Annotated in this window: 21 protein-coding genes and 1 riboswitch; of the genes, 12 read left to right on the top strand and 9 right to left on the bottom strand. The window is 72.8% G+C overall.

What is annotated here, in order from left to right:
* Window positions 1-27 precede the first annotated feature (27 nt).
* Entirely contained in the window at window positions 28-1,323 is a 1,296-nt protein-coding gene (locus KLI87_RS18235) for a class I adenylate-forming enzyme family protein (protein WP_214617959.1), read from the top strand.
* Window positions 1,320-7,337 carry a type I polyketide synthase gene (locus KLI87_RS18230; RefSeq protein ID WP_250903925.1) on the top strand — a complete coding sequence of 2,006 codons (6,018 nt, stop codon included), beginning with the start codon at window positions 1,320-1,322 and terminating at the stop codon, window positions 7,335-7,337. Before KLI87_RS18235 ends, KLI87_RS18230 begins: the two co-directional genes overlap by 4 nt.
* 203 nt (window positions 7,338-7,540) lie before the next feature.
* Here the strand turns inward: KLI87_RS18230 and KLI87_RS18225 are convergent, their stop codons facing one another.
* Window positions 7,541-8,074 carry a TetR/AcrR family transcriptional regulator gene (locus KLI87_RS18225; RefSeq protein WP_214617958.1) on the bottom strand — a complete coding sequence of 178 codons (534 nt, stop codon included), beginning with the start codon at window positions 8,072-8,074 and terminating at the stop codon, window positions 7,541-7,543.
* 124 nt (window positions 8,075-8,198) lie between these two features.
* Here KLI87_RS18225 and KLI87_RS18220 point away from each other — a divergent pair, with 124 nt between their 5' ends.
* Entirely contained in the window at window positions 8,199-8,627 is a 429-nt protein-coding gene (locus KLI87_RS18220; protein WP_214617957.1) for a nuclear transport factor 2 family protein, read from the top strand.
* A gap of 142 nt (window positions 8,628-8,769) precedes the next feature.
* On the opposite strand, the gene KLI87_RS18215 is transcribed toward KLI87_RS18220, so the two are convergent.
* Window positions 8,770-9,933: an MFS transporter gene (locus KLI87_RS18215; protein ID WP_214617956.1), complete on the bottom strand. Its 1,164-nt coding sequence runs from the start codon at window positions 9,931-9,933 to the stop codon at window positions 8,770-8,772.
* Window positions 9,934-10,084: 151 nt separating this feature from the next.
* Between KLI87_RS18215 and KLI87_RS18210 the strand changes: the two genes are divergently transcribed.
* Both KLI87_RS18210 and KLI87_RS18205 read left to right on the top strand, forming a co-directional pair.
* The gene (locus KLI87_RS18210; protein ID WP_156218295.1) at window positions 10,085-10,432 is read left to right on the top strand and encodes a helix-turn-helix transcriptional regulator; all 348 of its coding nucleotides are present in this window, start codon (window positions 10,085-10,087) and stop codon (window positions 10,430-10,432) included.
* 441 nt (window positions 10,433-10,873) lie between these two features.
* Window positions 10,874-11,173, top strand: coding sequence for a putative quinol monooxygenase (locus tag KLI87_RS18205; RefSeq protein ID WP_214617955.1), 300 nt, complete (start codon window positions 10,874-10,876; stop codon window positions 11,171-11,173).
* A 439-nt stretch (window positions 11,174-11,612) separates the two neighbouring features.
* On the opposite strand, the gene vph is transcribed toward KLI87_RS18205, so the two are convergent.
* The 4 genes from vph to KLI87_RS18185 all read right to left on the bottom strand — a co-directional run bounded on the left by vph (window position 11,613) and on the right by KLI87_RS18185 (window position 15,741).
* Window positions 11,613-12,473 carry a viomycin phosphotransferase gene (gene vph / locus KLI87_RS18200; RefSeq protein ID WP_214617954.1) on the bottom strand — a complete coding sequence of 287 codons (861 nt, stop codon included), beginning with the start codon at window positions 12,471-12,473 and terminating at the stop codon, window positions 11,613-11,615.
* A gap of 824 nt (window positions 12,474-13,297) precedes the next feature.
* On the bottom strand, window positions 13,298-13,768 hold the full coding sequence (locus tag KLI87_RS18195) for a hypothetical protein (RefSeq protein ID WP_214617953.1): 471 nt from the start codon (window positions 13,766-13,768) through the stop codon (window positions 13,298-13,300).
* Window positions 13,769-13,922: 154 nt separating this feature from the next.
* Window positions 13,923-14,732 (bottom strand): hypothetical protein, encoded by an 810-nt coding sequence (locus tag KLI87_RS18190; protein ID WP_214617952.1) that lies wholly within the window; start codon window positions 14,730-14,732, stop codon window positions 13,923-13,925.
* 211 nt (window positions 14,733-14,943) lie between these two features.
* On the bottom strand, window positions 14,944-15,741 hold the full coding sequence (locus KLI87_RS18185) for an alpha/beta fold hydrolase (protein ID WP_308166062.1): 798 nt from the start codon (window positions 15,739-15,741) through the stop codon (window positions 14,944-14,946).
* A 1,063-nt stretch (window positions 15,742-16,804) separates the two neighbouring features.
* Between KLI87_RS18185 and KLI87_RS18180 the strand changes: the two genes are divergently transcribed.
* Together KLI87_RS18180 and KLI87_RS18175 are read left to right on the top strand one after the other, a co-directional pair.
* Window positions 16,805-16,978: a hypothetical protein gene (locus tag KLI87_RS18180; protein ID WP_156218301.1), complete on the top strand. Its 174-nt coding sequence runs from the start codon at window positions 16,805-16,807 to the stop codon at window positions 16,976-16,978.
* A gap of 54 nt (window positions 16,979-17,032) precedes the next feature.
* The gene (locus KLI87_RS18175; RefSeq protein WP_214617950.1) at window positions 17,033-17,674 is read left to right on the top strand and encodes a hypothetical protein; all 642 of its coding nucleotides are present in this window, start codon (window positions 17,033-17,035) and stop codon (window positions 17,672-17,674) included.
* A 3-nt stretch (window positions 17,675-17,677) separates the two neighbouring features.
* Here the strand turns inward: KLI87_RS18175 and KLI87_RS18170 are convergent, their stop codons facing one another.
* Together KLI87_RS18170 and KLI87_RS18165 are read right to left on the bottom strand one after the other, a co-directional pair.
* Window positions 17,678-18,055 (bottom strand): VOC family protein, encoded by a 378-nt coding sequence (locus KLI87_RS18170; protein WP_156218302.1) that lies wholly within the window; start codon window positions 18,053-18,055, stop codon window positions 17,678-17,680.
* On the bottom strand, window positions 18,052-18,657 hold the full coding sequence (locus tag KLI87_RS18165) for a TetR/AcrR family transcriptional regulator (protein WP_246250111.1): 606 nt from the start codon (window positions 18,655-18,657) through the stop codon (window positions 18,052-18,054). Before KLI87_RS18165 ends, KLI87_RS18170 begins: the two co-directional genes overlap by 4 nt.
* Before the next feature lie 125 nt (window positions 18,658-18,782).
* A riboswitch (cobalamin riboswitch) is annotated at window positions 18,783-18,847 on the top strand.
* A gap of 90 nt (window positions 18,848-18,937) precedes the next feature.
* On the opposite strand from KLI87_RS18165, the gene KLI87_RS18160 reads away from it, so the two are divergent.
* The 4 genes from KLI87_RS18160 (at window position 18,938) to KLI87_RS18145 (ending at window position 22,398) form a co-directional block, all read left to right on the top strand.
* A complete protein-coding gene (locus tag KLI87_RS18160; protein WP_214617949.1) occupies window positions 18,938-19,858 on the top strand; it encodes an ABC transporter substrate-binding protein in 921 nt (306 codons plus the stop codon).
* Between the two features lie 64 nt (window positions 19,859-19,922).
* Window positions 19,923-20,939, top strand: a complete 1,017-nt coding sequence (locus tag KLI87_RS18155) for an iron ABC transporter permease (RefSeq protein ID WP_156218478.1) — start codon at window positions 19,923-19,925, stop codon at window positions 20,937-20,939.
* Window positions 20,936-21,706, top strand: a complete 771-nt coding sequence (locus KLI87_RS18150; RefSeq protein WP_214617947.1) for an ABC transporter ATP-binding protein — start codon at window positions 20,936-20,938, stop codon at window positions 21,704-21,706. Before KLI87_RS18155 ends, KLI87_RS18150 begins: the two co-directional genes overlap by 4 nt.
* Window positions 21,707-21,708: 2 nt before the next feature.
* Window positions 21,709-22,398 carry an adenosylcobinamide amidohydrolase gene (locus tag KLI87_RS18145; protein WP_214618118.1) on the top strand — a complete coding sequence of 230 codons (690 nt, stop codon included), beginning with the start codon at window positions 21,709-21,711 and terminating at the stop codon, window positions 22,396-22,398.
* Here the strand turns inward: KLI87_RS18145 and KLI87_RS18140 are convergent.
* Window positions 22,381-22,965, bottom strand: a complete 585-nt coding sequence (locus KLI87_RS18140) for a TetR/AcrR family transcriptional regulator (RefSeq protein ID WP_156218303.1) — start codon at window positions 22,963-22,965, stop codon at window positions 22,381-22,383. The two genes, KLI87_RS18145 and KLI87_RS18140, sit on opposite strands and share 18 nt — an antisense overlap.
* 76 nt (window positions 22,966-23,041) lie before the next feature.
* On the opposite strand from KLI87_RS18140, the gene KLI87_RS18135 reads away from it, so the two are divergent.
* Entirely contained in the window at window positions 23,042-24,655 is a 1,614-nt protein-coding gene (locus KLI87_RS18135) for a carboxyl transferase domain-containing protein (RefSeq protein ID WP_214617946.1), read from the top strand.
* Window positions 24,656-24,676 lie beyond the last annotated feature (21 nt).

Here is a 24,676-nt window from a genome sequence, read left to right as displayed (position 1 = left end):
GCTTCCATTTCGGGGAATGGACATCGGATGCGACGCCCACCGGGCCCGCAGGCGCTCGTCGACGCCGTGCGGTCGGCGGCGCGCCGGTCGCCGGACCGCCCCGCGCTCCGTGGCGCGGGCGGCGAGATCGGCTACGGCGACCTGGCCGACCGGCTCGCCTCGGCCGAGCCGGGGAGCGACCGTCGGGTGCTGCCCGTGTCCGGCACGGTCGACGACGTCGTCGCGCTGCTGCGCCTGGCCTGCGGCGGGCACGACGTGCTGCTGCTCGACGCCGCCGCCACGGCCTGGGAGGCCGAACGCGCACGCGGGCTGTTCCAGGGGGCCGAGACCGGGGACGCGGCGCCCATGCTCGGCCTGTGCACCTCGGGGACCACCGGCCTGCCGAAGATCGTCGAGGTCGGCTGGCCGGAGCTGCTGGCGAACGCGCGGGCCTGCGCGCGGGCGCTGCGGTTCGGCGAGCGCGACGTCGTGTGGAGCACCGCCGCGATGCCGCACCGCATGAGCCTCGACCGGGCCCTGCTCGCCGGGCTGCTGTCCGGCGCGACCGTGGTGATGCGCTCGGGGCTGCTCGGACCGGCCGAGTTCCACCGCACGCTGCTGGAGGGGCGGGTGACCGTCCTGCTGACGATCCCGTTCCTGTATCGCGGCTACGCCGAGCGGCTGGCGCGCGAGCCCGACGTGGTCCGGAGCTGGGCGCTGCGCGCCTGCGTCGCGGGAGGCGAGGTGCTGCCCGACGACCTGCGCGCGAGGTGGCCGGAGGTGACCGGCCTGCCGCTGCTCCCCGCCTACGGCACGACCGAGGACGGCTCGCTGACCCTCGGACGCGGCGACCCCGGCGAGGGCGTCGGCACGCCGCTGGAGGGCGTCGAGCTGACGGCCGACGCGTCCGGCGAGGTCATGGCCCGCCACACCCGGGCGGACGGCGCGCCCACGCCGTGGCGGCGCACCGGCGACCTGGGCCGCCTCGACGACCGCGGCCGCCTCCACCTCACCGGACGGCGCGGCGGGCTGATGAACATCGGCGGGCGGCGGGTCGACCCGCACGAGGTCGAGCAGGCGCTGCGGATGAACGGCCGCGTCGTCGACTGCGTCGTCGCGGGAACGCCAGGGGCGAACGGGGAGGAGATGGTGGCCTTCGTGGTGACCGACGGAGACGTGCCGAACGCGGAGATGCGCCGGAGCCTGGCCGCCCTGCTGTCGCCGCACAAGCTCCCGAGCCGGTTCGTCCGGCTCCCGGAGATACCGCGCGGCCTCACCGGGAAGGCGCGCCGCGGCATGCTCGTCGCCGACCTGATGCGCCGCGCCGAGGCGGAGGGCCGATGAGCTGGTTCGCGACGGGCGCGCCCCGTTCCGGCGCGCGGACGCGGCTGCTGTGCCTGCCCTATGCGGGGGGCGGCGCGGGCGCCTTCCGCGGCTGGGCCGAGCTGCTCCCGGACGTGGAGGTCGTGCCCGTCCGGCTGCCCGGACGCGAGGCCCGCGCCGACGAGCCGCCGGCCGTGGACCTCGACGCCCTCGCCCGCGCGGCGCTGCCGGTGACCGACCGCCCCTACGCCGTGTTCGGCCACAGCATGGGCGGCCTGCTGGGGTTCGAGCTGTGCAGGCGGCTGCGCCGCCTCGGCGCTCCCCCGCCCGAGCGGCTGTTCGTGAGCGGCTCCCCCGTCCCGCACGTCCCGCTGTCGCGGCCGCGCGTCGCCGACATGCCCGACGGCGAGCTGACCGCCTGGCTGGCCGAGCTGGGCGGCGCCCCGCACGAGGTGCTGGACGACCCGGCGATGCGCGCCGTCTGGCTCCCGATCCTGCGCTCCGACTTCGCCTTCACCGACGACTACCGCTACACGGCGGAGGCGCCGTTCGGCTTTCCCGTCACCGCGTTCGCGGGCGGCGAGGACGCGATGGCCGGTCCCGGTGAGATGTCCGGATGGCGGGCGCACACCTCCGCGGGATTCACCCTCCGGGTTCTTCCGGGCGACCATTTCTTCCTGCATTCGGCGCGCCGGGAACTGCTCGCGTCCATCGCCCGCGACCTCCGTCCGGAACCGGCGGCGGCCCCGGCCGACGAGCCGATCGCCATCATCGGGATGAGCGGGCGCTTCCCGGGCGCGCACGACCTCGACGCCTACTGGCAGAACCTGATCGGCGGAGTGGAGTCGATCCGCCGCTCCACGCCCGAGGAGCAGATCGCGCTCGGGGTCCCCGAGCACGTCGCGCGGCATCCGGCGTTCGTGCCCGCCGCGTCCGTCCTGGACGGCGCCGACCGCTTCGACGCGGCGTTCTTCGGCCTCACCCCGCGCGAGGCGGAGATCCGCGACCCGCAGCACCGCCTCCTGCTGGAGACCGCGCACGCCGCGCTGGAGCACGCCGGATACGACCCCGGCCGCTACGCGGGCGACATCGGCCTCTACGCCGGGACGGGACGCGGCACCTACGGCTTCGAGCTGGTGCGGGCCAACCGCGCGGTGGTGGACAGCGTCGGCACGCTGGCCGTCTCGTCCGCGAACGACCCCGACTTCCTGGCGACGTTCGTGTCGCACCGGCTGAACCTGCGCGGGCCGTCCATGACCGTGCAGACGGCGTGCTCGACGTCGCTGGTCGCGGTGCACCTGGCCGCCGAGGCGCTGCGCCGCGGCGACTGCGGCATGGCGCTGGCCGGCGCGTCCTCGATCGTGATCCCGCACGGTCACGGCTACCTGTACCAGGACGGCGGCGTCGTCTCCCCGGACGGCAGCTGCCGCCCCTTCGACGCCGACGCCCGGGGGACGATCTGGGGCAGCGGCGCCGGTGTGGTGGTCCTCAAGCCGCTGTCCGCCGCGCTCGCCGACGGTGACACGGTGCACGCGGTGGTCCTCGGCTCGGCGGTCAACAACGACGGCTCCGCCAAGGAGGGCTTCTCCGCGCCGGGCGTCGACGGCCAGGCCGCCGTCGCCGCGCGGGCGCTGGCCAGGGCGGGCGTCGACCCTCGCAGCGTCGGCTACGTGGAGGCGCACGGCACGGCGACCGCGCTCGGCGACCCCGTCGAGGTCGAGGCGCTCAGCCGCGCGTACGGCGCGGGCGGCTCGGGCGGCGCGGGCGGTCGCGGATGGTGCGGGATCGGCTCGGTGAAGTCGAACATCGGGCACCTCATCAGCGCGGCGGGCATCGCGGGCCTCATCAAGACCGTGCTCGCGCTGAACGAGGAGCTGATCCCGCGCACGCTCCACTTCGAGCGGCCCAACCCCCGGATCGACTTCGCGAACGGCCCCTTCCGCGTCGTCGACACGCTGACCCCGTGGCCGCGCGGCCCCCGGCCCCGGCGCGCCGGGGTGAGCGCGTTCGGCATCGGCGGCACCAACGCGCACGTGATCGTCGAGGAGGGCCCGGCGCCGCGTCCGGCGGAGCCGCCGCGAGCGCCGTGGCACCTGCTGCCGCTGTCGGCGAGGACCGGGGCCGCGCTCGACGACATGCGCGCGAACCTGGGCGCCCATCTGGCGTCCGAGGACGGCGCGGACATCGCCGACGTGGCCCACACCCTCCAGGTCGGACGCGCCGAGCACCCGCACCGCGCCGTCGTCGTCGCCCGCGACGGGCAGGACGCCGCCCTCGCGCTGGCCTCCGACCGCGTCCGCTCCGGCTCCGTCGAGGGCCCGGCCGCCACGCCCGTGTTCCTCTTTCCCGGCCAGGGCGCGCAGTATCCGGGCATGGGCGGCGGCCTCCACCGCGCCTACCCCGTCTTCCGTGACGCCGTCGACAGGTGCGCCGACCTGCTCGAACCGCACCTGGGCCTGGACATCCGCGACCACCTCCTCGCCGACTCCCCGCGTTCGCCGGACCGGACCGAGCTGGCCCAGCCCGCGCTGTTCACCGTCCAGTACGCGCTCGCGGAACTCCTGCGCTCATGGGGGATCCGGCCCGCGGCGATGCTGGGGCACAGCGTCGGCGAACTCACCGCGGCGTGCCTCGCCGGGGTCTTCGCGCTGCCCGACGCCCTCGCGCTGGTCGCGGCGCGCGGCCGGCTCATGGGGCGGATGCCCGCCGGGGCGATGCTCGCGGTGCCGCTGCCCGAGGACGAGGTCGCCGCGATCCTGCCGGAGGCGGTGTCGGTCGCGGCGGTCAACGGGCCCGGCACGTGCGTCGTGGCCGGGCCGACCGAGGCGGTGGAGGCGTTCGCCGCGACGCTCGCCGGGCGCCGCACGCCCAGCCGGAGGCTGCGCACGTCCCACGCCTTCCACTCGGCGATGATGGACCCGGTGCTGGAGGAGTTCGCCGAACTGGTCGCGAAGGTGCCGAGGAACCGGCCGAACGTCCCGTTCCCGTCCTGTGTCACCGGCGACTGGATCACGGCGGAGCAGGCGACCGACCCGGCGTACTGGGCCCGCCACCTGCGCGCGCCCGTCCGCTTCGGCGCGTGCGCGGAACGCCTGCTCGGCGCCGGTGACCGGGCGGCGGTCGAGGTCGGCCCGGGGCGCACGCTGACCGAGCTGTGCCGTCCGCACGGCGTCCTGCCCACGCTCGACTCCGGCGACGACGCCGCCCTGCTCGGCGCGGTCGGCGGGCTGTGGCTGCGCGGCGTCCCCGTCGACTGGGACGCGCTGTCCGGGCCGGGCCGCCGCCGGGTGCCGCTGCCGACCTACCCCTTCGACCGCCGCCGGTTCTGGGTGGACGCCCCGCCGGACGCCCCGCCGGACGCCGGGACGGCGCCGGAGGTGCGGCGCCCGACGGTGGACGACTGGTACGAGGTTCCGGGCTGGCGGCAGGCGGCGCCCCTCCCGCGCCAGGCCGCTGGCCTGGGTCCCTGCCTGCTCCTCCACGACGAGGACGGGCCCGGCGAGGCGTTGGCGGCCCGCCTGCGAGCCGGTGGCGCCGCCGTGGTGAGCGTCCTCCCCGGCCACGGCTACACGCGCCGGGACGAGGACACGTTCACGGTGGACCCGTCCGACCGCGACGACCACCTCCGGGTCCTGGACGCACTCGCCGAGGCCGGGCGGGCACCCGGGCGGATCATCGCCGCCTGGGGGCTGCGTCTCCCGCCGGCCCCCTCGACACCGCCCGACGCGGCGTTCGCCGACCGCGCGTTCTTCGGCCTGCTCGCCCTGGCCCAGGCGCTGGCGGAGAGCCCCGCGTCCCCGCTCGCCCTGGACGTCGTCACCGCACACGCCCAGGACGTCCACGGAACCGACCTGCTCGCACCCGAACTCGCGACGGCCGCCGGGGTGGGCCGCGTCCTCCCGCGGGAGCTGCCGCACGTCACCTGCCGCCACATCGACACCGACCTCGGCGGCGCGCGGACGCTCGCGCGGCTCGCGGTGGAACTGGGCGCGGACGACGCGGAACCCGTCGTCGCCCTGCGCAACGGGCGGCGCTGGACGCCGGCGACGACGCGGGTCCGGCTGGAGGAGGGCCAGGACCCCGCCTGGCGCGACCGGGGCGTCTACCTGATCACGGGCGGGCTGGGCGGGCTCGGGATCTCGATCGCCGAGCACCTCGCCCGCGAGGCCCGCGCCCGCCTCGCGCTGCTCGGACGGTCCGGCTTCCCCGACCGCGCTTCCTGGGCCGGGTGGCTCGCCGAGCACGATCCCGGCGACCGGACCTCCCGCGCGATACGCGCGATACATCGGATGGAGGAGGCCGGAGCCGAGGTCGAGGTGTTCTCCGCCGATGTCACCGACCCCGTCGCGCTGCGCCAGGTCAGAGAGCAGATCGCGAAGCGCTTCGGGGAGGTCGCGGGCATCGTCCACGCGGCCGGCGTCCCCGGCGGGGGCCTGATCGAGGTCAAGACCGCGGCCGCGGCGCGCGCCGTGCTCGTCCCCAAGATCGCCGGCACGCTCGCGCTCGCCGAGGTCTTCGGCGACGACCCGCTGGACGTCTTCGCGCTGTGCTCCTCGGTCACCGCCCTCGCGGGCGGCCTCGGGCAGGCGGACTACTGCGCCGCCAACGCCTTCCTGGACGCCTACGCGCGCAGCCCCCGCCGCGTCTCCGCCCCGGTCGTCTCGGTGAACTGGGGCGAATGGCTCGACGTCGGCATGGCGGCGGAGGTCGGCGTCCCCTACGCCCACGCGTGGACGGCGTCCGACGCGCACCCGTGGCTCACCGCGCGCCGCGACGACCCGTCCGGCTCGTCCCACTTCCGGGGCCCGATGTCGCCCGCGACCCATTGGGTGCTGGACGAGCACAGGGTGCAGAACACGCCCGTCCTCCCCGGCACGGCCCATCTCGACCTGATGCGCGCGGCCTTCCTCGCCGTGGAAAAAGGCGGAACGGGCACGGTGGAACTGCGCGACGTCGCCTTCGCCTCCCCGCTCGCCGTCCCCGACGGCGAAACGGCGGACATCGAGGTCGTGGTCGGCGCGGGCACCGGAACGCGCCGGATGACCGTCCGCAGCCTGGACGCGACCGGCCGCGCCGTCGACCACGCACACGCGACCGGAACGTCCACCACCTCTCCCCCGGCCCCGACCGCCGACCTGGCGGCCATCCGCGCTCGCTGCACGCACGAGCGCGCACCCGAAGGCGAACGAGGCGCGGTCACCCTGGGCGGACGCTGGACGAGCATCGTCACGACCCATTCGGCTCCAGGGGAGACATTGGCGACCCTGTCCGCCCCGGAATCGGTCACGACCGACGCTCTGCCCTTCCATCCCGCGCTTCTGGACGAGGCGATAGCGGCGGGCGCGGACCGCGACGGCGACTACCTGCCGATCGGCTACGGCGGCGTCATCATGCGCGGCCCGCTCCCCGCCCGCTTCCACAGCCACATCCGCCGCCGGCCCGAAACGACAGAAGGCGTACGGGTCTTGGACGTCACCCTCCTCGACGATTCCGGCGACGAAATACTGGCGATCGACAACGTCATCCTCCGCGCGTTCGACGCCGACGCGCACCGGACCCTCGCGCCCGCCGCGCCGGGTGACCGGCCGGGCATCACACCGGCGGACGGCGCCGAAGCCCTACGCCGCCTCCTGTCCGCGGACCTCGGCCCGCAGGTCGTCGTCAGCGCGGTGCCGATCGACGACATCATCACCCGGGCCCGGCGGGCGGACCGCCGATCCATGAAAGAGGGGACACCGCCCCGCGACGGCGTCCTGGCGGCCCCGTCCGACCGCTCCGCCCTCGGCACCTATGTCGCTCCCCGCACCGAACTGGAAGCCGCGCTCGCCGATCTGTGGGCCGAGGTCCTCGGCGTCGACACGATCGGGGTCGAGGACGACTTCTTCGCCCTCGGCGGGTCGTCGCTGGTGGCCGTGCAGCTCATCTGGCGCGCGGGCGACCTGCTGGGCGACCCGCCGTCCATGCGCTCCCTGTTCGAGGCCCCGACCATCGCCGGAATGGCACAGGCGCTAGAACGAGCACGCCCCGCTCTTTGACCGGCGACGGCCCTCAGCCCGCGAGGGCGTGCGCCAGAAAACACGAGAGCGAAACCGAGAGAACCGCAGCGACCCGGTATCGAGCAGGAAGCCGCGCGAGCGTGGAGGATCCTTTCAACAGCGCGTAGGCCGGCGGTGGTGCCGCCAGCCTTCGCTGACCGCCACGTCATCAGCACCCCACAGGCCGATACCGCGCGCCTCACTCACTGGACGGGCCTCCGCCCATCCCTCTCGCGAGCGGCGAGCCCGTCGAAAACGATCCCGACCGTGCGAGCGCGGACGTGCGCGTCGAGCTGGAGGTGGGCACCGGCACGCGCGACGCCGACGAGAAGCGCGTAGACCTCCTCAAGCCGGACGTCCGCGCGCACCGCTCCCGCCTCCTGCGCGCGCACCAGCAGCACACCCACGGCCTCGCGCAGCTCCCGCGGCCTCCGCCCCGCCTGCCCCTCCGCATCGCCGCCCGCGTCGGTGAACGCCTCGATGATGGCGAGCTTGCCCGCCGCGTCGTCCACGAGGTGGCCGAAGAACTCGAAGAACGCGGGGCCGGGCTCATCCGAATCGGCGAGGCCCCGCGCCCGCTCGCACAGACGGTCGAAGTGCTTCACCAGCACCGCCTCCAGCAGCGCCCGCTTCGTGGGGAAGTGCCGGAAGACGGTGGCGATGCCGACCCCGGCGAGCCGGGCGACCTCCTCGGTGGAGGCCGCGGCCCCGCCCCTCGCGAAGACGTCCTCCGCCACCTCCAGAATCCGGGCCCGATTGTCGCGGGCATCAGCGCGTGTAGGTTCCATTGACATCCGAAGTCTCCACTCCATATATTCGGAGTCTCCACTTCGGAACGATACCGCACACACGGGAGGCATCATGACGCTCACTCCAAGCGAGGTGTTCCACAAGCTCGTATGGGGCGTCGCGGAAGGCCGCTGGGACGAGCTTCCCGAGTTGTACGCGGACGAGACCTTGGTCGAACACCCCTTCGCGCCGGCCGGAGACAAGCCGATGCGCACCCGCGAGGAACTCCGCGAGCACTTCTCTGCCGGAAAGAGCCTCCCGCCCCTCCGCCAGGAGCCGGCCAACATCACCGTGCACGAGACGACGGACCCGGAGGTGATCATCGCCGAGTTCGAATACCGAGGGACGACCGGGAGCGGCGAATCGTTCCGCGTTCCCTGCATCTTCGTCCTCCGCGTCCGGGACGGCGAAATCATCGCCTCCCACGACTACATCGACCACATCTCCTCAGCCCGCCGCCGGGGCGCCCTGAACGAACTCCTCGACGGCATCCGCACCTGACCGCGCTCGACCGAACAATCCGGAAAAGCAGGAAGCCCAAGAATCGCCGCAATCCTGATTCACGCCTCGACGGCATTTCCCGCCAGGTCATCGGCACCCCCGAAGTGCTCTGCCGTCACGGCGGACACGGTCGCCGGCCACCTCATCCCGCGAGCGACCGGCGACCGGTGCGGCCGACCGCGAGCAGAACGAGCAGGCACAGGACGGCCACGGTCCCGGCGAACCAGCTCACGGCGGTGGTGAGGCTGACGGCGGTGGCGAGGACGCCGACTCCCAGAACGGGCAGCCCGACGCCCAGGTAGACGATGACGTAGAAGCCGGACAGCACCTCGGCCCGGCTGCCGTCGGGAGCGGCGTTGTTGACGGTGGTGAGTCCGCCGAGGAAGACCGACCCGTGACCGGCGCCCGCCAGCACGGCCGCCCCCAGAAGCAGGACCAGCGAGGACCTGGCCCCGACGAGCATGAGGAGGCCGAGGGCCAACAGCGGCAGCCCGAGCAGTTGCAGGTGGCGCGGGGACCGCCCGTAGCCCAGGATCTGGACGATCGCCGAGCAGGCCAGCAGCAGCGCGGCGGCCCCACCGCCGAGCAGCAGGTTCCCGCTGTCCGCGAGGGTGGCGACGTAGGTCGGGATGAGGGTGAGGAACAGCCCGATCACGGCGAACGCCAAGAAGTTGGCCGTGCCGCTGGTCGCGAACACCGCCCGCGTCGCGGCGGGGATCCCGGGCCGGCGAGGCCGCCACCGGGTCGTCTCCCGCGTGGTCGGCAGCGCCATGACGGCGACGGCGGCCGGGATCAGCAGCACGATCTCAACGACGAAGGGCACCACGTCGGGCGCCACCGCGACATATTCGGCGAGCAGCCCCGCCAGGACGGGGCCGAGGCCCAGCCCGCCGACCGACGCCACGGTCGAGACCAGAGCGGCCTTGCGGCGGCTGCCGGAGGGTTCGAGCTCGCTCAGCGCGGCGGTCAACGCGCCCGACGCGGCGCCGACGGCGAGACCCTGCGATATCCGGGCAGCGAACAGCCACCACGTATCGGTCGCGAGCGCGAACCCCAGCGCCCCCAGACCGGCCAGCGCAAGCGCGGGTACCAGCACCCGGCGGCGGCCGACCGCGTCCGACAGCGGCCCGGCGACCAGCAAGGACGGGATGAGCACGGCCACATACACGGCGAAGATCAACGTGACGACGAAGGGCGAGAACCCGAACCGCTCCTCGTAGCCGCGGTACAGCGGAGTCGGCAGGTTCGTTCCGGCCAGCAGGATCAGCAACGTGTAGGCCGTGGCCCAGAATCGCCACCCGTTCACCCGACACGCCGACGCGCCTCGACCACGCGACCGGACCACCGTTCCAGCAGCACCAGCGCCGTTCGCCATGTCCTCCCCCTCCATCATGTTCGGTGGCGCCGAACATAACACATGTTCGACCATACCGAACATGCTTGGCTAGGATGGAGGCATGGCAAGCCGCACCGCGACCAGGCTCGTACACCCGCAGCGGGCCGAGCTGGAGTTCACGACCGTGATGAGCGCGCTGAGCGACCCCGTCCGGCTGGCCATCGTCGCCCGGCTCGCCGACGTCGAACCCGAGGGCGAACTGGCCTGCGCCACCTTCGCGCTCCCGGTCAGCAAGTCCACCCAGAGCGGCCACTTCAGGACCCTGCGCGAGGCAGGAGTGATCCATCAGCGCGACGAGGGAACGCGACGGTTGAACCGCCTCCGCCGCGACGACCTCGACGCCCGCTTCCCCGGCCTCCTCGACCTGGTCATCCCGCAAGGACACGACATCGTCGCCCGCTGGACGTAGCTCCGCCCCGAGCACCCGACCCCTGCCACACCTCACCGAGCCCGACGGACGGCCCGCGCCACCGCCCCGGCGAGGTCGCACAGCTAGGGCGCATTCGCCGGCACCGAGACGAAGGGCCGGCGGCGTCGAGGCCGTCAACGGAGAGAATCCGAGCGCCAGGAACGCGTAGGAGTCGGCCCCCACCCCGGCCGCGCCAGTGCCCCTGGCAGGCCCCCGCGCACAAAAGCCCGCCAGATCAGGTCACGCGCGGGCAGAACCGACCTTGAGGAGCAGTCGGCGCTTGGCCCGATCCGCAGTCCCCGCGAGACGGCTCTGCCTGGTTCTGGCAAACCCAGGCTGAACGGAGCACTGGGCCCCCGACGACCGGGCCCGCAGGATGGACATCGTCGCCAGCGAACGAACCCCATCGAGATCGACCACTGAAAACCAGGAGTCTCCGTAATGTCGAACACGCTCACCGTCGTCGCCGGTTTCGTCGCCAAGCCCGGACAGGAGCAGCGCCTGCGGGACGAACTGAACGCGATGGTCGCGCCGTCGCTGGCCGAGGAGGGCTGCCTGCGCTACCAGCCGTACGTCGACCCGAACCGCCCGGACCGCATGATCATGATCGAGGAGTGGACTGACGGCGCCGCGCTCGACCACCACTTCACGCTGCCCCACTTCAAGCGCGTCGCCCAAGTCCTGGACGAGATCCTCGCCGAGCCGTTCACCCTGCGCCACCTGACCGACGTCTCCCTCTGAGCACGGGGGTGCGCCCATGATCCTTATGGCAACGGCCCCTGCACCGAGCACTCCAGAGCCGTGGGTCGGCGACCTGGTCAAACCGCGCGTTCCCCAAGCCCTTCGGCAAGCCGGCCGAGCGACTGTTCGAGGCATTCGGAACGATGTATTCATGCATCCTGCTGATCAGGTGGGCAACGGTGCAGGGACCGCGCGGCGCCAGGCTTTCCGAGTCTCGGTCGGTGGCCCGAACCGCCCGGCGGCATGAGAACGGCAGCGTGCTGGAATCACGCCCACCACTCCCCCACCGACGGTGGGTCTATGCCAGCAGACCGCACTGCCAGGTCCCGACCAGGCGTCCACCCGACCAGGTCGCCGTCATCTCTGGTACAAGGACGACCTGGTCGGCTGGGCCGCTGTCGGACTGAAGTACTCGACGAAGAGAGTGAGTCGATGTGTGTCAGCGGTAGCCGCTCAGACCGTCGGCCAGTTCTTCTTCGTCGCCGTCGTGGAGGGCGGCGAGAGCCTGTTGCAGGGCGAATGTGCCACGGATCGCGGCGATGCGGGCAACCAGCCCATCGTTTGACCATTCGCCATGCACGAGCACCCGCTCCAGGTGCTCACGGCCGTAGCTGGCATCGAGGGCTGCGAGGTCCTCGGCCGGGTCACCGAGTGTGACCTCGTCCCAGTCGAGGACACCGGACAGGCGCGGCCGGCCGTCCGTCCACTCCCACAGGACGTTCTCCGCGCCCAGATCGCCGTGGACCACCGCAGGGTTGAGGTGGGGAAGGCCGTCGAGTACCGCCAGTTCCTCCTCGGCTCGCAAGCGCCCACCGTCGGACATGAGCTGGAACAGCTCAGCACGCACGTCGTCCGCGAACCTGCGCCACCGGTCGTGTGGTTCCTGAGGGAGAACCGCTCGGACCGCCTCGTCGCCGCCTACACGGGCGAGGTCGGTCAGCAGCGTGGCGTACTGCGCTGCGACAGCGTCGAGTACGTCGGCGTCGTCGAGTGCGTCGCTGCTCAGGGGTTCACCGGGAATGCGGCTCAAGACCAGGAACGGCGCCTCATCGGTGCCGCAGGCGCCGCCCTCCAATAGCGGCTCAGGGGTGCGAAAGCCGAGGTCGAGACCGGCGAGCAGGCGTAGAGCGGCCGCCCGCTCGGGCAGCCGAGCGGCCGCTGCCCCGGTGCGCGGAAAGCACACGACGCGGTCCGAGCCCATGACGACGAGGTGGAATTGCCCCTGACGTACGACGAGGCCGTCGGGGTCGTCGGGCAGCAAGCGGCTCAGCAGAGTGCGATGCGTCGTAAGAATGCTCACGAGGTGACCTTCGGCTCCTTCGACAGGTGGGAGGCAACGCGGACGAGGCAGCGTCAGGCCCCGGCGCGCGAGCCTATCGCCCCTGCCAATGCCCTTCTCACTGCGGATACGGCCACCCCTCGGCATTGAGCGGCGGGGCCCTCAAGATGGCGAAGGGTGGACGTTGACGATGCGCCAGCGCAGCTAAGTGTCCAGGCCCTCGGCCCACACACATCGATGCCCGCGCAGGGTGGTCGCGGACGCAGGATGGTCGCGGACGCAGGATGGTCGCGGACGCAGGATGGTCGCGGACGCAGGATGGTCGCGGACGCAGGATGGTCGCGGACGCAGGATGGTCGCGGACGCAGGATGGTCGCGGACGCAGGATGGTCGCGGACGCAGGATGGTCGCGGACGCAGGATGGTCGCGGACGCAGGATGGTCGCGGACGCAGGATGGTCGCGGACGCAGGATGGTCGCGGACGCAGGATGGTCGCGGACGCAGGATGGTCGCGGACGCAGAGTGGTCGCGGACGCAGAGTGGTCGCGAGCGCAGGATGGTCGCGAGCGCAGGGTGGCGAGGAGCGCAGCCATGAGTCCGACCGGGCCGGTGTCATTCCCAGCTGCGCACCCGAGATGGGCGCCAACAGGATGACGGCGATGCAAGTGGTTCGGGCCGGCCAGCATGAACTGCCGCAGCGGACGAAAGCGGGCCCCGAACAGGTCGCCTCGGCAGGCGAAGTCAGCGCGAAGCACAGCTCGGCCATGTTCTTCGGGTGGGGTTTCCTCCTCGGCGGCGCTCGATCCGGTCAAGCGAGTCCGCGACTGGCCCGAACGCCTTGATGGCTACCGGTAGGCGACATGCTCGGTGCGTTGCCCCCAAAAGGTCCAGAAGGGCATTGGCAGGCAGCCGCTGAGCCCTGTATTCGTGGTCGCCTTGTGCTGCGATCCGTCAGGCAGAGTGACCACCGCTCTGGCGCGGTGCGGGGCCTGGATGGAGTGCACCGTGCCGTCGATGAGTGCGTGGACGAGTCGTTCGACGAATTCCAGATCCTGTGGTGCCCTCCCCAGCTCCCAACGCACGCCGCCGAGGTCGAGTTGGAAGATGACCTCCCCGGCGTCGGCGTTTCCCCAGTAGATCCAGCCGAAGCCGAGCGCGCCGGGGCGCGTAGGCCGGACCCATGCCACCCACAAGTCCCCGTCGTCGTCTTGAACCTCGATCGCCGAGCCCAACTCGTCCTTCAACCGCTCCAGCAGATGGCGCAGCCGAGTACGCGTCTCCGAGTCACCCACGTCCAGATGGTCGCTCTTCACCACACCCGCAACCTAGATCAGCGCATTGCCTGGTTCCCACCGATATATGCGACCCCAGGATTTAGGGTGGTCGGCCATCGTCGACAGGGCGGCCTCCACCGTTCGGGGGTGGGGGCGACCACGAGCGTCGATGGCTTGGGGGGCGGCTGGGGGACGGTCAGTGGCGGCGGGTGGGGGTGGTCAGGTGGGCGGCTATTTTCGCCATGGTGGCGTCGGTGGGTTTCCAGCCGCGGGTCAGCAGGGCGGTCAGCAGGGCTTCGAGGTAGGGGGCGGGGCGGGATAAGAAGTCCTTGGTGACAGGGATGATCTCCCAGCCCTGTTCCTTCGCCAGCCAACGGCGGCGGCGGTCGTCGTGGGCGCGGGCGGCGGGGCCTGTGTGGTGGCGTTCGCCGTCGTACTCCATCCCGACGTGGAACTCCGGGTAGCCGAGGTCGACGTAGAGCCATCGCCCTTGCGGGCCTGGGACCGGCACCTGGGTGGAGGGGCGCGGGAAGCCCGTCCGCATGATCGCGGCCCGCGTCCAGCTCTCGCCGGGTGAGGCCGCGCCGGGGTCGCCGATGCTCAGGATCTCTCGCAGCCGCCTGTTGCCTCGATATCCAGGTAAGCCGCGCGCCATCGCAGGGAGTTCCGCCGCTTTCACGCCGAGGCGGAGGAACTGGTCGAGGGCGGCGACCGCCTCGGCCCGGGGAAGCCAGCGGGCGCAGTCCAGGGCCGTCCTGGGAGGGCTTGTGAGGCGCACGCCCGCCTTTTCGCGGACGTGTTCAGGGGGCAGGTCCACATGGTCGGCGGTGATGACAGGAGGATCCGCGGTGCTCTGGGAGGGGATGGGTGTGATCACCTCGATCTCCCAGTCGGTCTCGTTGACGCCCGGTGGGAGGACGTCCAGGCCCCAGATCCATGCGGCCGTGCGGCGGGCGACGACGGCCTCTTCAGATAACAGGGTGCTGAGCGCTCTTGCCCGCGTCATGAGGGAAGCTCCCTCTGGCAGGGCGGTGGGGATTCCGGGGCCGGTGGGGGCGATCGTTCCGCGGGCGTCCCGCGTCCAGGAGAGTGTGAGTGCGTCCATGGCCTTAATGCTGGCGGGGCGCGGACGTCCTTCGGAAGGGCGCCGGGAGAATGTGGATAACTCTGAGTTTTCGCAGGTCAGAGCCTGCCGATCATTGTGGCGGCTTGGATGGTCACTCGCGGTCCGGTGCGTCTTCCGTCGCCTCGCGGGCGGCCTTGCTCCGTGGGAGTGCGGTGGCCGCTGACGTCCAGGCACCGATTCGCTTGATCAAGTCCGGGGAGGCCGCGGTCTCGGCGTGTCCGAACTCCGGTTCGATCCACAGCTCGCGCGGGTCGGCGGCCTCGCCGTAGAGCTGGTGGGCGTGGTCGAGGGGGAAGAACGGGTCCGCGTCGCCGTGGACGATGAGGAACGGCGTCGGCGCGATCCGTCCGGCCACCTCGTGGGGCGCTTCCGGTACGGGGTCCCATCCCTTGGAGGCGATCCGGGTGCCCCGCGCGAGCCGCACCACCATCCGCCCCACCCGTTTTTCGATCACCCAGTGGACACGCCGCATCGGAACCGTCTCGCGGTAGTACCAGCGCGCGGGCGCGCTGACCGTGACCACGGCGTCGACGCCGCCGTGCAGGGCCGCGTACCGGATGGCCACCGCACCTCCCAGGGAGAACCCTGTGAGGGCTATGCGCCGGTAACCGCGACGGCGGGCCGCCGCGACCGCCGCCTCGACGTCCAGAACCTCCCTGTCGCCGACGGTCGAGTGCCCGCCGGATCGTCCGTGACCCCGGAAATCGAGCCCGATGACGCCGCCGTGGCGGTTGAGGACGGCCGCGATCCGCCGGAGTGCCGGTTGCCGCCATGAGCAGGTGAATCCGTGCGCGAGGACGAAGCACAGGTCGTCCGCGCCGTGCAGATGTCCCGCGTCGATCCGGACGTCGTCCGCGGTGTAGAGGGTGAGGGGCTCCGGTGGCTGCACCCGTCCATGATGGATCATCGCCGTCCGGGGGTTCCGTGCAGGTCGGACTGTCGGAGCGTGCCTCCACATGCCCGTCTGCGGCTTTCGTCCGCACGTGAGGCTGAACGGTGTTGTCACTGGGTAGATAGCCGAACGTGTCGGAACGGCCAGCGGTTCAACGTGCCCGGGAGACAGGCCCGTTGGTATGAGCGGCCCGGAACGCGCGCTCCGCGCGAAAGGTCCGCAAGAGCCGCCCGCCGCGACGCGCCGGGGCGGGCGGGAGGTCGAGGCCTGCACGGACGACGGACCTGGGGGGCCGGCCGCCCGTGAAGCCCCCGGGAGGCGCAAGGCCCGGAAGGTCGGCAAGACCACGGTCGGCAAGACCACAGGGGCCAAGGCGTCGCAGGACGGTGCCGGATCGGCCACCGATGGCGCTTCCGGGACCGCTTCGGCCGCTGACGGCACGGCGAGGCGCAAGGCCGCCTCCAGGGCTTCACCCAGTCCCGTGCGCGAGGCTCGCACCACACGTGACGGCGCAACCCGGCCCGGACGCGGCGCCAAGCCCTCACGCAAGGGACGTCCATCGGGTGAGGCCAACGCCGTCCGCAGGGGCAAGGCCCCTCCCAAAGGGCGGGTCGCGCCTGTGGAGGGAGCCCGGCACAAAGGCGGAGGCACGGGCAAGAGCGCCGCTTTGCGTGAGGGACAAGCCGTCCGGAAAGGCAGGGCCTCGCGGAAAGACGGGGTCGCGCAGGAGAACCGGCGTCCGCGTGAGCCCGGGGCAGCGCTTGGGAAGGGCGCCGCGCGCGGAAAGGGAGCCGCCGGTAAGGCCACTGTGCGCAAAAGACCCGTGGTGCCCAAGAGTGGGGCCCCGCAGGGAAACGGCTCCCCGCCGATCGCCCGTGAGAGTGAGGTCGCCCCCGAGCCCGGGAGCGGGCTTACAGGCCGTGACCGGCGCGGAATCGTTCACGAGGACGGCGGGTCGCGCGGGGGCCCGCGTCGGAGGGGTGCTGGGCCCGGGTCGGGTGGTGCGGTCGGCGGGCGGCGCAGGAGGCGGTCGCTCGGCGAGGGGTATGCGTGGCGGTCCATGATCGCTTCCGCGCAGGCTCATGATCGGGCCGCCGTGCTGCTGGAGGTGATGGCGGACGCGCATCCCGAGGAGGCCGAGGCGCATCTGCATTCGGCCGCGCGGCATCGGCGGTGGGCGGACAACGACCGGGGGCTCGCGGACGAGTACGCGCCCGACGGGCCGGTGTTCTGACGGCGTGAGACCGTGTGGGGCGCCGGGCGGACTATCGGGAGAGGTGGCGGCATCGTGGAGCTGGAGAGTCTGGAGGGAACCCGCCGTGCTCTGCACGGGGTGGCGGAGTTGGTGCTCGCCGGGCCGCAGTACCGGGAGAGCGGGACGATCCGCCTGCGGGTCGTCCGGGGCGGGTTCGAGACGGTGCGGGCGCCGGAGCTGCGGGTCAACGTGACGGAACTGGTCGCGGGTGATCGGGCGATTCCGCTGAACGGGACGACCTGCCGGGAGCTCGCCACGGCGGCGGGCATCGAGGCGGGGGCGCCGGAGGGCCTGTACGGCGACACCAGTGGGGTCGGGCTGGACGAGACGCTCGGAGTCGACGGGGAGGCCGCCGCGCACATCGTGGAGTCCTTCGCGCGGGGGCGGGAGGCGCTGGTGCGGTTCGCGCCCGAGGCCGGGCCGGTGTTGTGGCCCGAGCACTTCGACCTCGGCATCACCGTGGACGAGGTCAACTACGGCGTGTCGGCCGGGGACGGCTATCTGGCCGAGCCCTATGCCTATGTGGCGCCGTGGAAGCCGCGCCAGGGGGCCTTCTGGGACGCGCCGTTCGGCGCGACGCGTCCCGTGCGGCTGCTGGCGGACGCGGCGGAGCTGCACGACTTCCTGCTGGAGGGGAGGGAGCGGGCCTCGCGCGATCCTCTCCGGCGGGCGTGAACCTCAGGGGGAGATCAGCTCGTAGAGGTTGCCGCTGGAGTCGGAGAAGTAGACGCCCCGCCCGCCCAGGGGGTGGGCGGGGTCGATCCTGCCGTTGTCGGGGCGGGCGGGGGTGTCGCCGTAGGGGATCTCGCGGTCGTCGAGGCGCCCGACGACGGTGTCGAAGGTGGCGGCGTCAACGTCGAAGGCCAGGTGCTGGCCCTGCGGGAAGGCCACGGTCAGGTAGTCGAGGGTGAGCGTGTCGTTCACCTTGATGGGGACGAAGTGGCGCGCGTGGGGGTGCGGGCCGGTGTATTCGAGGCCCATCACACCGGCGAAGAAGCGCGCGGCCTCGTCGTTGTCGGCGGCGGAGACTATCGTGTGGTTCAGCGTGATCGTCATTCCGGGGCTCCTTCCTTGAGCGCGCCGTGCAGGAAGACGTCCAGGGTGTCCTCCAGGGTGGGGGCCGACGCGTCCGGTCCGGCGGGAGGGCGGGCGCGGGTGAAGGCCATCCCCATGAACATGCCCGCCACCTGGTCGGGGGGCAGGCGGAGCCGGTCGCGTTCGGGTTCGAAGAGTTCGGCCAGGGCCTCGCGGGTGCGGGTCATGGAGTTGTCGCGCTCGCCGGGCGGGTGGGCGCCGCGTCCGCCGCCGACGCGGCCGGTGGCGTGCAGGGCGCCGATGACCATGCCCATGCGGGCGAGGTAGGCCTCGATCGCGGCCGACGCCTCGGCGAGGCGGGCGGCCAGCGGCTGGTCGAGCGGGATCTCCGCGATCTCGGCCAGGACGTGGTCGCTGCGCACGGCCTCGGCCACGCAGGCGTCGAGGAGTTCGTCCTTGTCGGCGAACGCCCGGAAGATCGTCGCCTCGCCGATCCCCGCCGTGCGGGCGATCTGGGCGGTGGTGACGCCGGCGCCGTGCTCGGCGACGAGGGGCAGTGCGGTCCGGATGATCATTTCGCGCCGCTGTTCGGGACTCATGCCGGGGGCTCTGCGTCGGGTCATGCCGTCCACGGTACGGAGTGAGCACTCACTCCGTCAAGAGTGGAGTGAGTGCTCACTCCGCAGCACGCGACGGAACCGGAATCCCCGGCTGATAACGTTGCAGATCAAGCGCGCCCAGGAGCGAAGACCGGTGTGAATCCGGCGCTGTCCCGCAACTGTGGTGCCCCTCTCCCCGAGTGGCCGAGCCAGGTCGCCTCCTCCGCGCGCCGACGAACCTCGACCTCGTGGAAGGGCGATCCGTCATGGACGGGCGCGGCTTCCCGGCATCCAGGAGGCTCCAGTGAGACCCGTACGTGCCCTCGGCGCGGCCCTCGTCATCGGCATGGTGACGCTCGCGGCCGGATGCGGCGGCGACGACGATCCGCCGTCGGAGGGCAAGGGCGGCGGCGCGTCCGTCACCGTGCAGGCCGCGAACGGCGCGGTGACCGTTCCGGAGAAGCCGAAGCGGATCGTGTCGCTGTCGCCCACGCACACCGAGACGCTGTTCGCCATCGGGGCCGGGCCGCAGGTCGTGGCGGTCGACGACTACTCCAACCACCCCGGCGACGCGCCCCGGACGAAGCTGTCGAGCTTCAAGCCGAACGCGGAGGCGATCATCGGCTACAAGCCCGACCTCGTCGTCGTCTCCGACGACATGGACGGCATCGTCACGGCACTGACGAAGATCAAGGTCCCGGTCCTGTTCGAGCCGTCGGCCAAGAGCCTGGACGAGGCGTACGACGAGATCAACGACCTCGGCCGGGCGACCGGGCACACGGCCGAGGCGGCGAAGCTGACCGGCGACATGCGGGCGAGCATCCAGCAGACGGTGGCGGCCTCGCCCAAGGGCAAGGGGCGCAGCTACTACCACGAGCTGGACAACCAGCTCCACACGGCGACGTCCAAGACCTTCGTCGGCCAGGTCTACGGCCTGTTCGGCATGCGCAACATCGCCGATGGGGCCGAGAAGGCATCCGACGGATACCCGCAGCTCTCCCGCGAGTTCCTCCTCAAGCAGGACCCGGACCTGGTCTTCCTCTCCGACACCAAGTGCTGCGGCCAGAGCGCGGGCACGGTCGCCAAGCGGCCCGGCTTCCAGGCGCTGAAGGCCGTCAAGGGGCAGAACGTGGTCGCGCTGGACGACGACATCGCCTCGCGCTGGGGCCCGCGCCTGCCCCTGTTCGTCAAGGCGATCGGCGACGCGATCCAGAGGACGCGGTGACGGACGTCCGGCGGTGAGCGCCGCGTCTCCCCCCGGCCCCGCGAAGGGGAACCACGCGGCGCGGCTGCGGGCCGTGCCGCTCGCGGTCGCGGTGGCGCTGCTCGCGGCGACGCTGCTGGCCGGGCTGCTGGTGGGGGCGGCGGACCTGCCGGCGGGCGGGGTGCTGAAGGCCCTCGCCGACCGGCTGCCGTTCGTGCGCGTCGACTCGGGCCTCGGGGTCATCGAGGAGAACATCCTGTTCCAGCTCCGGGTGCCGAGGGCGCTGATGGCGGCGCTGGTCGGCGGGATGCTGGCGCTGGCGGGGGCGGGCTACCAGGGCGTGTTCCGCAACCCGCTGGCCGACCCGTACCTGCTCGGCGCGGCGGCGGGCGCCGGGGTCGGGGCGACGCTGGTGATCGTGCTGGTGCCGGGCGACCCGGGGTACGGGGTGCCGCTGGCGGCGTTCGTCGGGGCGATCTTCGGGGTCTTCCTCGCCTACGCGCTGGGCAGCACGGCGGGCCAGGGGAACGGCGTGGCGACGCTGGTGCTCGCGGGGGTCGCGGTGTCCTCGTTCCTGGCGGCGGTGCAGACGTTCCTCCAGCAGATGAAGGCGGAGGAGCTGCAGCGGATCTTCTCGTGGATCCTCGGCGGGGTCGGCTCGGCGGACTGGCACCAGCTGGCGCTGGTCGCGCCGTACTCGCTGGTGTCGACGGTGGTCCTGCTGGCGCACGGGCGGCTGCTGGACGTGCTGAGCGTCGGCGACGACGAGGCGACCTCGCTCGGCCTGTCGGCGTCGCGGGTGCGGCTGACCGTGCTGATCGCGGCGTCGCTGGCGACGGCGTGCGCGGTGGCGGTGAGCGGTCTGATCGGGTTCGTCGGGATCGTGGTGCCGCACGCGGTGCGGCGGCTGGCGGGCGGCTCGTACCGGATCGTGCTGCCGCTGTCGCTGCTGGGCGGCGCGGCGTTCCTGGAGCTGGCCGACCTGGTGGCGCGGACGGTGATCAAGCCGGGTGAGCTGCCGCTCGGCGTCGTGACCGCGTTCGTCGGCGGGCCGTTCTTCGTCCTGGTGCTGCGCGCGAGCCGCAGGCAGGTGGAGACGTGACGGTCGCGGTGCGGGGCCTGGACGTCGCGCTCGGCGGCCGCCCCGTGCTCAGGAAGGTGTCGCTGGACGTGCCCGCCGGGTCGTGGACGGCGATCATCGGCCCGAACGGCGCGGGCAAGTCGACGCTGCTGCGCGCCGTCCTCGGGCTGCTGCCCTCCGACGGCGAGATCAGCGTGGCGGGCGCGGACCTCGGACGGCTGAAGCCGCGGCAGCGTGCGAAAGTGGTCGCCTACGCGCCACAGAACCCCAACCTCCCGGTGGGCATGTCGGTGTTCGACTACACGCTCCTGGGCCGCTCCCCCTACATCCCCCACCTCGGACGGGAGAGCGCCCGCGACCGCGCCGTCGCGGCGGAGGTGCTCGACCGGCTCGACCTCGCGGGCCTGGCGGGCCGCCCCATGAACCAGCTGTCGGGCGGGGAGCGGCAGCGGGTGGTGCTGGCGCGCGCGCTGGCGCAGCAGACGTCGGTGCTGCTGCTGGACGAGCCGACCACCGCGCTCGACATCGGCCACCAGCAGCAGGTGATGGAGCTGGTCGACCAGCTCCGCCTGTCCGACGAGCTGACCGTGGTGACGACGATCCACGACCTGACGCTCGCCGGGCAGTACGCCGACGACCTGGTGCTCCTGTCCGGGGGACGGGTCGCCGCCGCCGGGCCGCCCGCCGAGGTGCTGACCCGCGAGGCGATCGAGGAGCACTTCGACGCGCGCGTGCGGGTCCTCCCCGGGCCCGACGGGCGCCCCCTCCTCTCCCTGGAGCGGCCGTGAGACTGGACCTGGTGTGGCGGGAGGAGGACGGCGCCCGGCTCGCCGCGACCCTCTGGCGGGCGGGTCCCGGCCGCCGCACGATCTCCTCGGCGATGCTCGGCGGCGGCATCGGTGGAACGTCATGGGTGCTGAACGCGCAGGTCGCGGGCACCTACTCGCGCACCGACCCGGTGGCGCACCTCGGTGAGCTGGCGGCGTCCCACGGGCTGGAGGGCCCGGGGGTCGGCATGCTGACCGCCGCGTCCGTCGACCGGACCATGCGCCGGGACGACCAGGGCGTCCACGTCTCGGCGACCGTGGGCCTGCGCGTCCCGACGTGGGCGGCCTCCCCCGAGGGCGCACCCGATCCCGAGCTGGCGCCGATCCACGGCAACGCCCTCCCGGCGCCGCGTCCCGGAACCATCAACATCGTCGTCGCGGTTCCCGTCGCGCTGAGCGACGCCGCTCTGGTCAACGCGGTCGTCACCGCGACCGAGGCGAAGACGCAGGCGCTGCTGGAGGCGGGCTTCCCCTGTACGGGCACGGCGTCCGACGCGATCTGCGTGTCCGCGCCGGTGAACGGCGAGGAGGAGCCGTTCGCCGGGCCGCGCTCGACCTGGGGTTCGCGGATCGCCCGCGCCGTGCACGCCGCCGTCCGCGCGGGCGCCCTCGACTACGCCGAGCAGTTGCGCGCCTCAGAAAGGCGCCTCTAGGGCGTTGCGCGCCATCGCGTGCAGCAGACCCGCCATGGCCTCGCGGTCGAGGCCGGTGGCGCTGCGGGGCGTGGAGTTCAAAAGCCCGAAGCAGGCGTGGACGGCCGCGCGCGTCGAGCCGTCCGGCAGTCCCGGCCGCAGGCGGTGCAGCACCGCCACCCATTCCTCGACATAGGCGCGCTGGAGGCGGCGGACGCGGTGCCGCTCGGGCTCGGGGACGTTGTCCAGCTCCCGCTCGTGGACGGTGATCAGAGCCGGGTTGTCCAGCGCGAACGCGATGTGCCAGCGCAGCAGCGCGTCCAGCGCCTGCCCCGGGTCGGCGATGGCCGCGCGCCGCAGGCCCTCCGCGAGGAGGCGCTCGCTGATGTCCAGCAGCATCTCGGCGAGGACGGCCTCCTTGCCGCTGAAGTGCCGGTACAGGGCGGGGCCGGTGAGCCCGACGGCGCGCCCGAGGTCGCCGATCGAGGCGCCGTGGTAGCCCCGCCGCGCGAACAGCTCGGCCGCGGCGGCGAGGATCTCCGCGCGGCGCGGGTTCGCGACGTCCGCACCGGCCGGCCGAGTGGTCATGGGCGCAGTCTAGACTAGGCTTGTTAATGGGCATTAACATCGGCGTTGTTAACGGACGTTAACCGGGAAGGGGACCATGACCGGACCGGAGATCGGCTCCCGCGCCGACGTCGCGGGCGAGGCGTTCAAGGCCAACGCCGCGCACAACGAGGCGCTGGCCGCCGAGCTGCGCGACCGGGTCGACCGGGCCGGGCGCGGCGGCCCCGAGCGGGCCCGCGAGCGGCACCTCGGGCGCGGCAAGCTGCTCCCCCGCGACCGGGTCGACACGCTGCTCGACCCCGGCTCGCCGTTCCTGGAGCTGTCACCGCTCGCGGCCGACGGCATGTACGACGGCGAGGCCCCCGGCGCCGGGATCATCACCGGGGTCGGACGGGTCGCCGGGCGCGAGTGCGTGGTCGTCGCCAACGACGCGACCGTCAAGGGCGGCACGTACTACCCGGTCACGGTGAAGAAGCACCTGCGGGCGCAGGAGGTGGCGCTGCACAACCGGCTGCCCTGCCTCTACCTGGTCGACTCCGGCGGCGCGTTCCTGCCGCGGCAGGACGAGGTCTTCCCCGACCGCGAGCACTTCGGCCGCATCTTCTACAACCAGGCGACGCTGTCGGGGCGCGGCATCCCGCAGATCGCGGCGGTGCTGGGCTCGTGCACGGCGGGCGGCGCCTACGTCCCGGCGATGAGCGACGAGGCCGTGATCGTGCGCGGCCAGGGGACGATCTTCCTGGGCGGCCCGCCGCTGGTGAAGGCCGCGACGGGCGAGGTCGTGACGGCCGAGGAGCTGGGCGGCGGCGAGCTGCACTCCCGCACGTCCGGGGTGACCGACCATCTCGCGGAGGACGACGCGCACGCGCTGCGCATCGTCCGCGACATCGTCGGCACGCTCGGCCCCCGCGAGCCGCGCCCCTGGGACGTCGTCCCCTCGCAGGACCCGGCCGCCGACCCCGCCGAGCTGTACGGGGTCGTCCCGCCCGACCCGCGCACCCCCTACGACGTCCGCGAGGTCATCGCGCGCGTCGTCGACGGCAGCCGCTTCCAGGAGTTCAAGAAGGAGTACGGCACGACGCTCGTCACCGGCTTCGCGCGCATCCACGGGCACCCGGTCGGCATCGTCGCCAACAACGGCATCCTGTTCGGCGAGTCCGCGCTGAAGGGCGCGCACTTCATCGAGCTGTGCGACCGGCGCAGCGTCCCGCTGGTGTTCCTGCAGAACATCACCGGCTTCATGGTCGGCCGCGAGTACGAGGCGGGCGGTATCGCCAAGCACGGCGCGAAGATGGTCACGGCCGTGTCGTGCGCGCGCGTCCCGAAGTTCACCGTCGTGATCGGCGGCTCGTTCGGCGCGGGCAACTACGCCATGTGCGGGCGCGCCTATGCGCCGCGCTTCCTGTGGATGTGGCCGAACGCCCGTATCTCGGTGATGGGCGGCGAGCAGGCGGCGAGCGTCCTCGCGACCGTCCGCCGCGACCAGATGGAGGCGCGCGGGCAGGAGTGGCCGCAGGACGCCGAGGAGGCGTTCAAGGCGCCGATCCGCGACCAGTACGAGGCGCAGGGCAACCCGTACTACTCGACGGCGCGGCTGTGGGACGACGGGGTCATCGACCCGCGCGACACGCGCCGCGTCCTCGGGCTCGGGCTGTCGGCCGCCGCGAACGCACCGCTGGAGCCGGTCGGCTACGGCGTCTTCCGGATGTGAGGGACTCATGACATCCCGACC

Origin of the sequence: Actinomadura sp. NEAU-AAG7, from assembly GCF_018603865.1 — a bacterium.
Classification (GTDB): domain Bacteria; phylum Actinomycetota; class Actinomycetes; order Streptosporangiales; family Streptosporangiaceae; genus Spirillospora; species Spirillospora litoris.
Note: the sequence above shows the minus strand (reverse complement) of the source record. Positions and strands in the feature narration are given on the sequence as shown.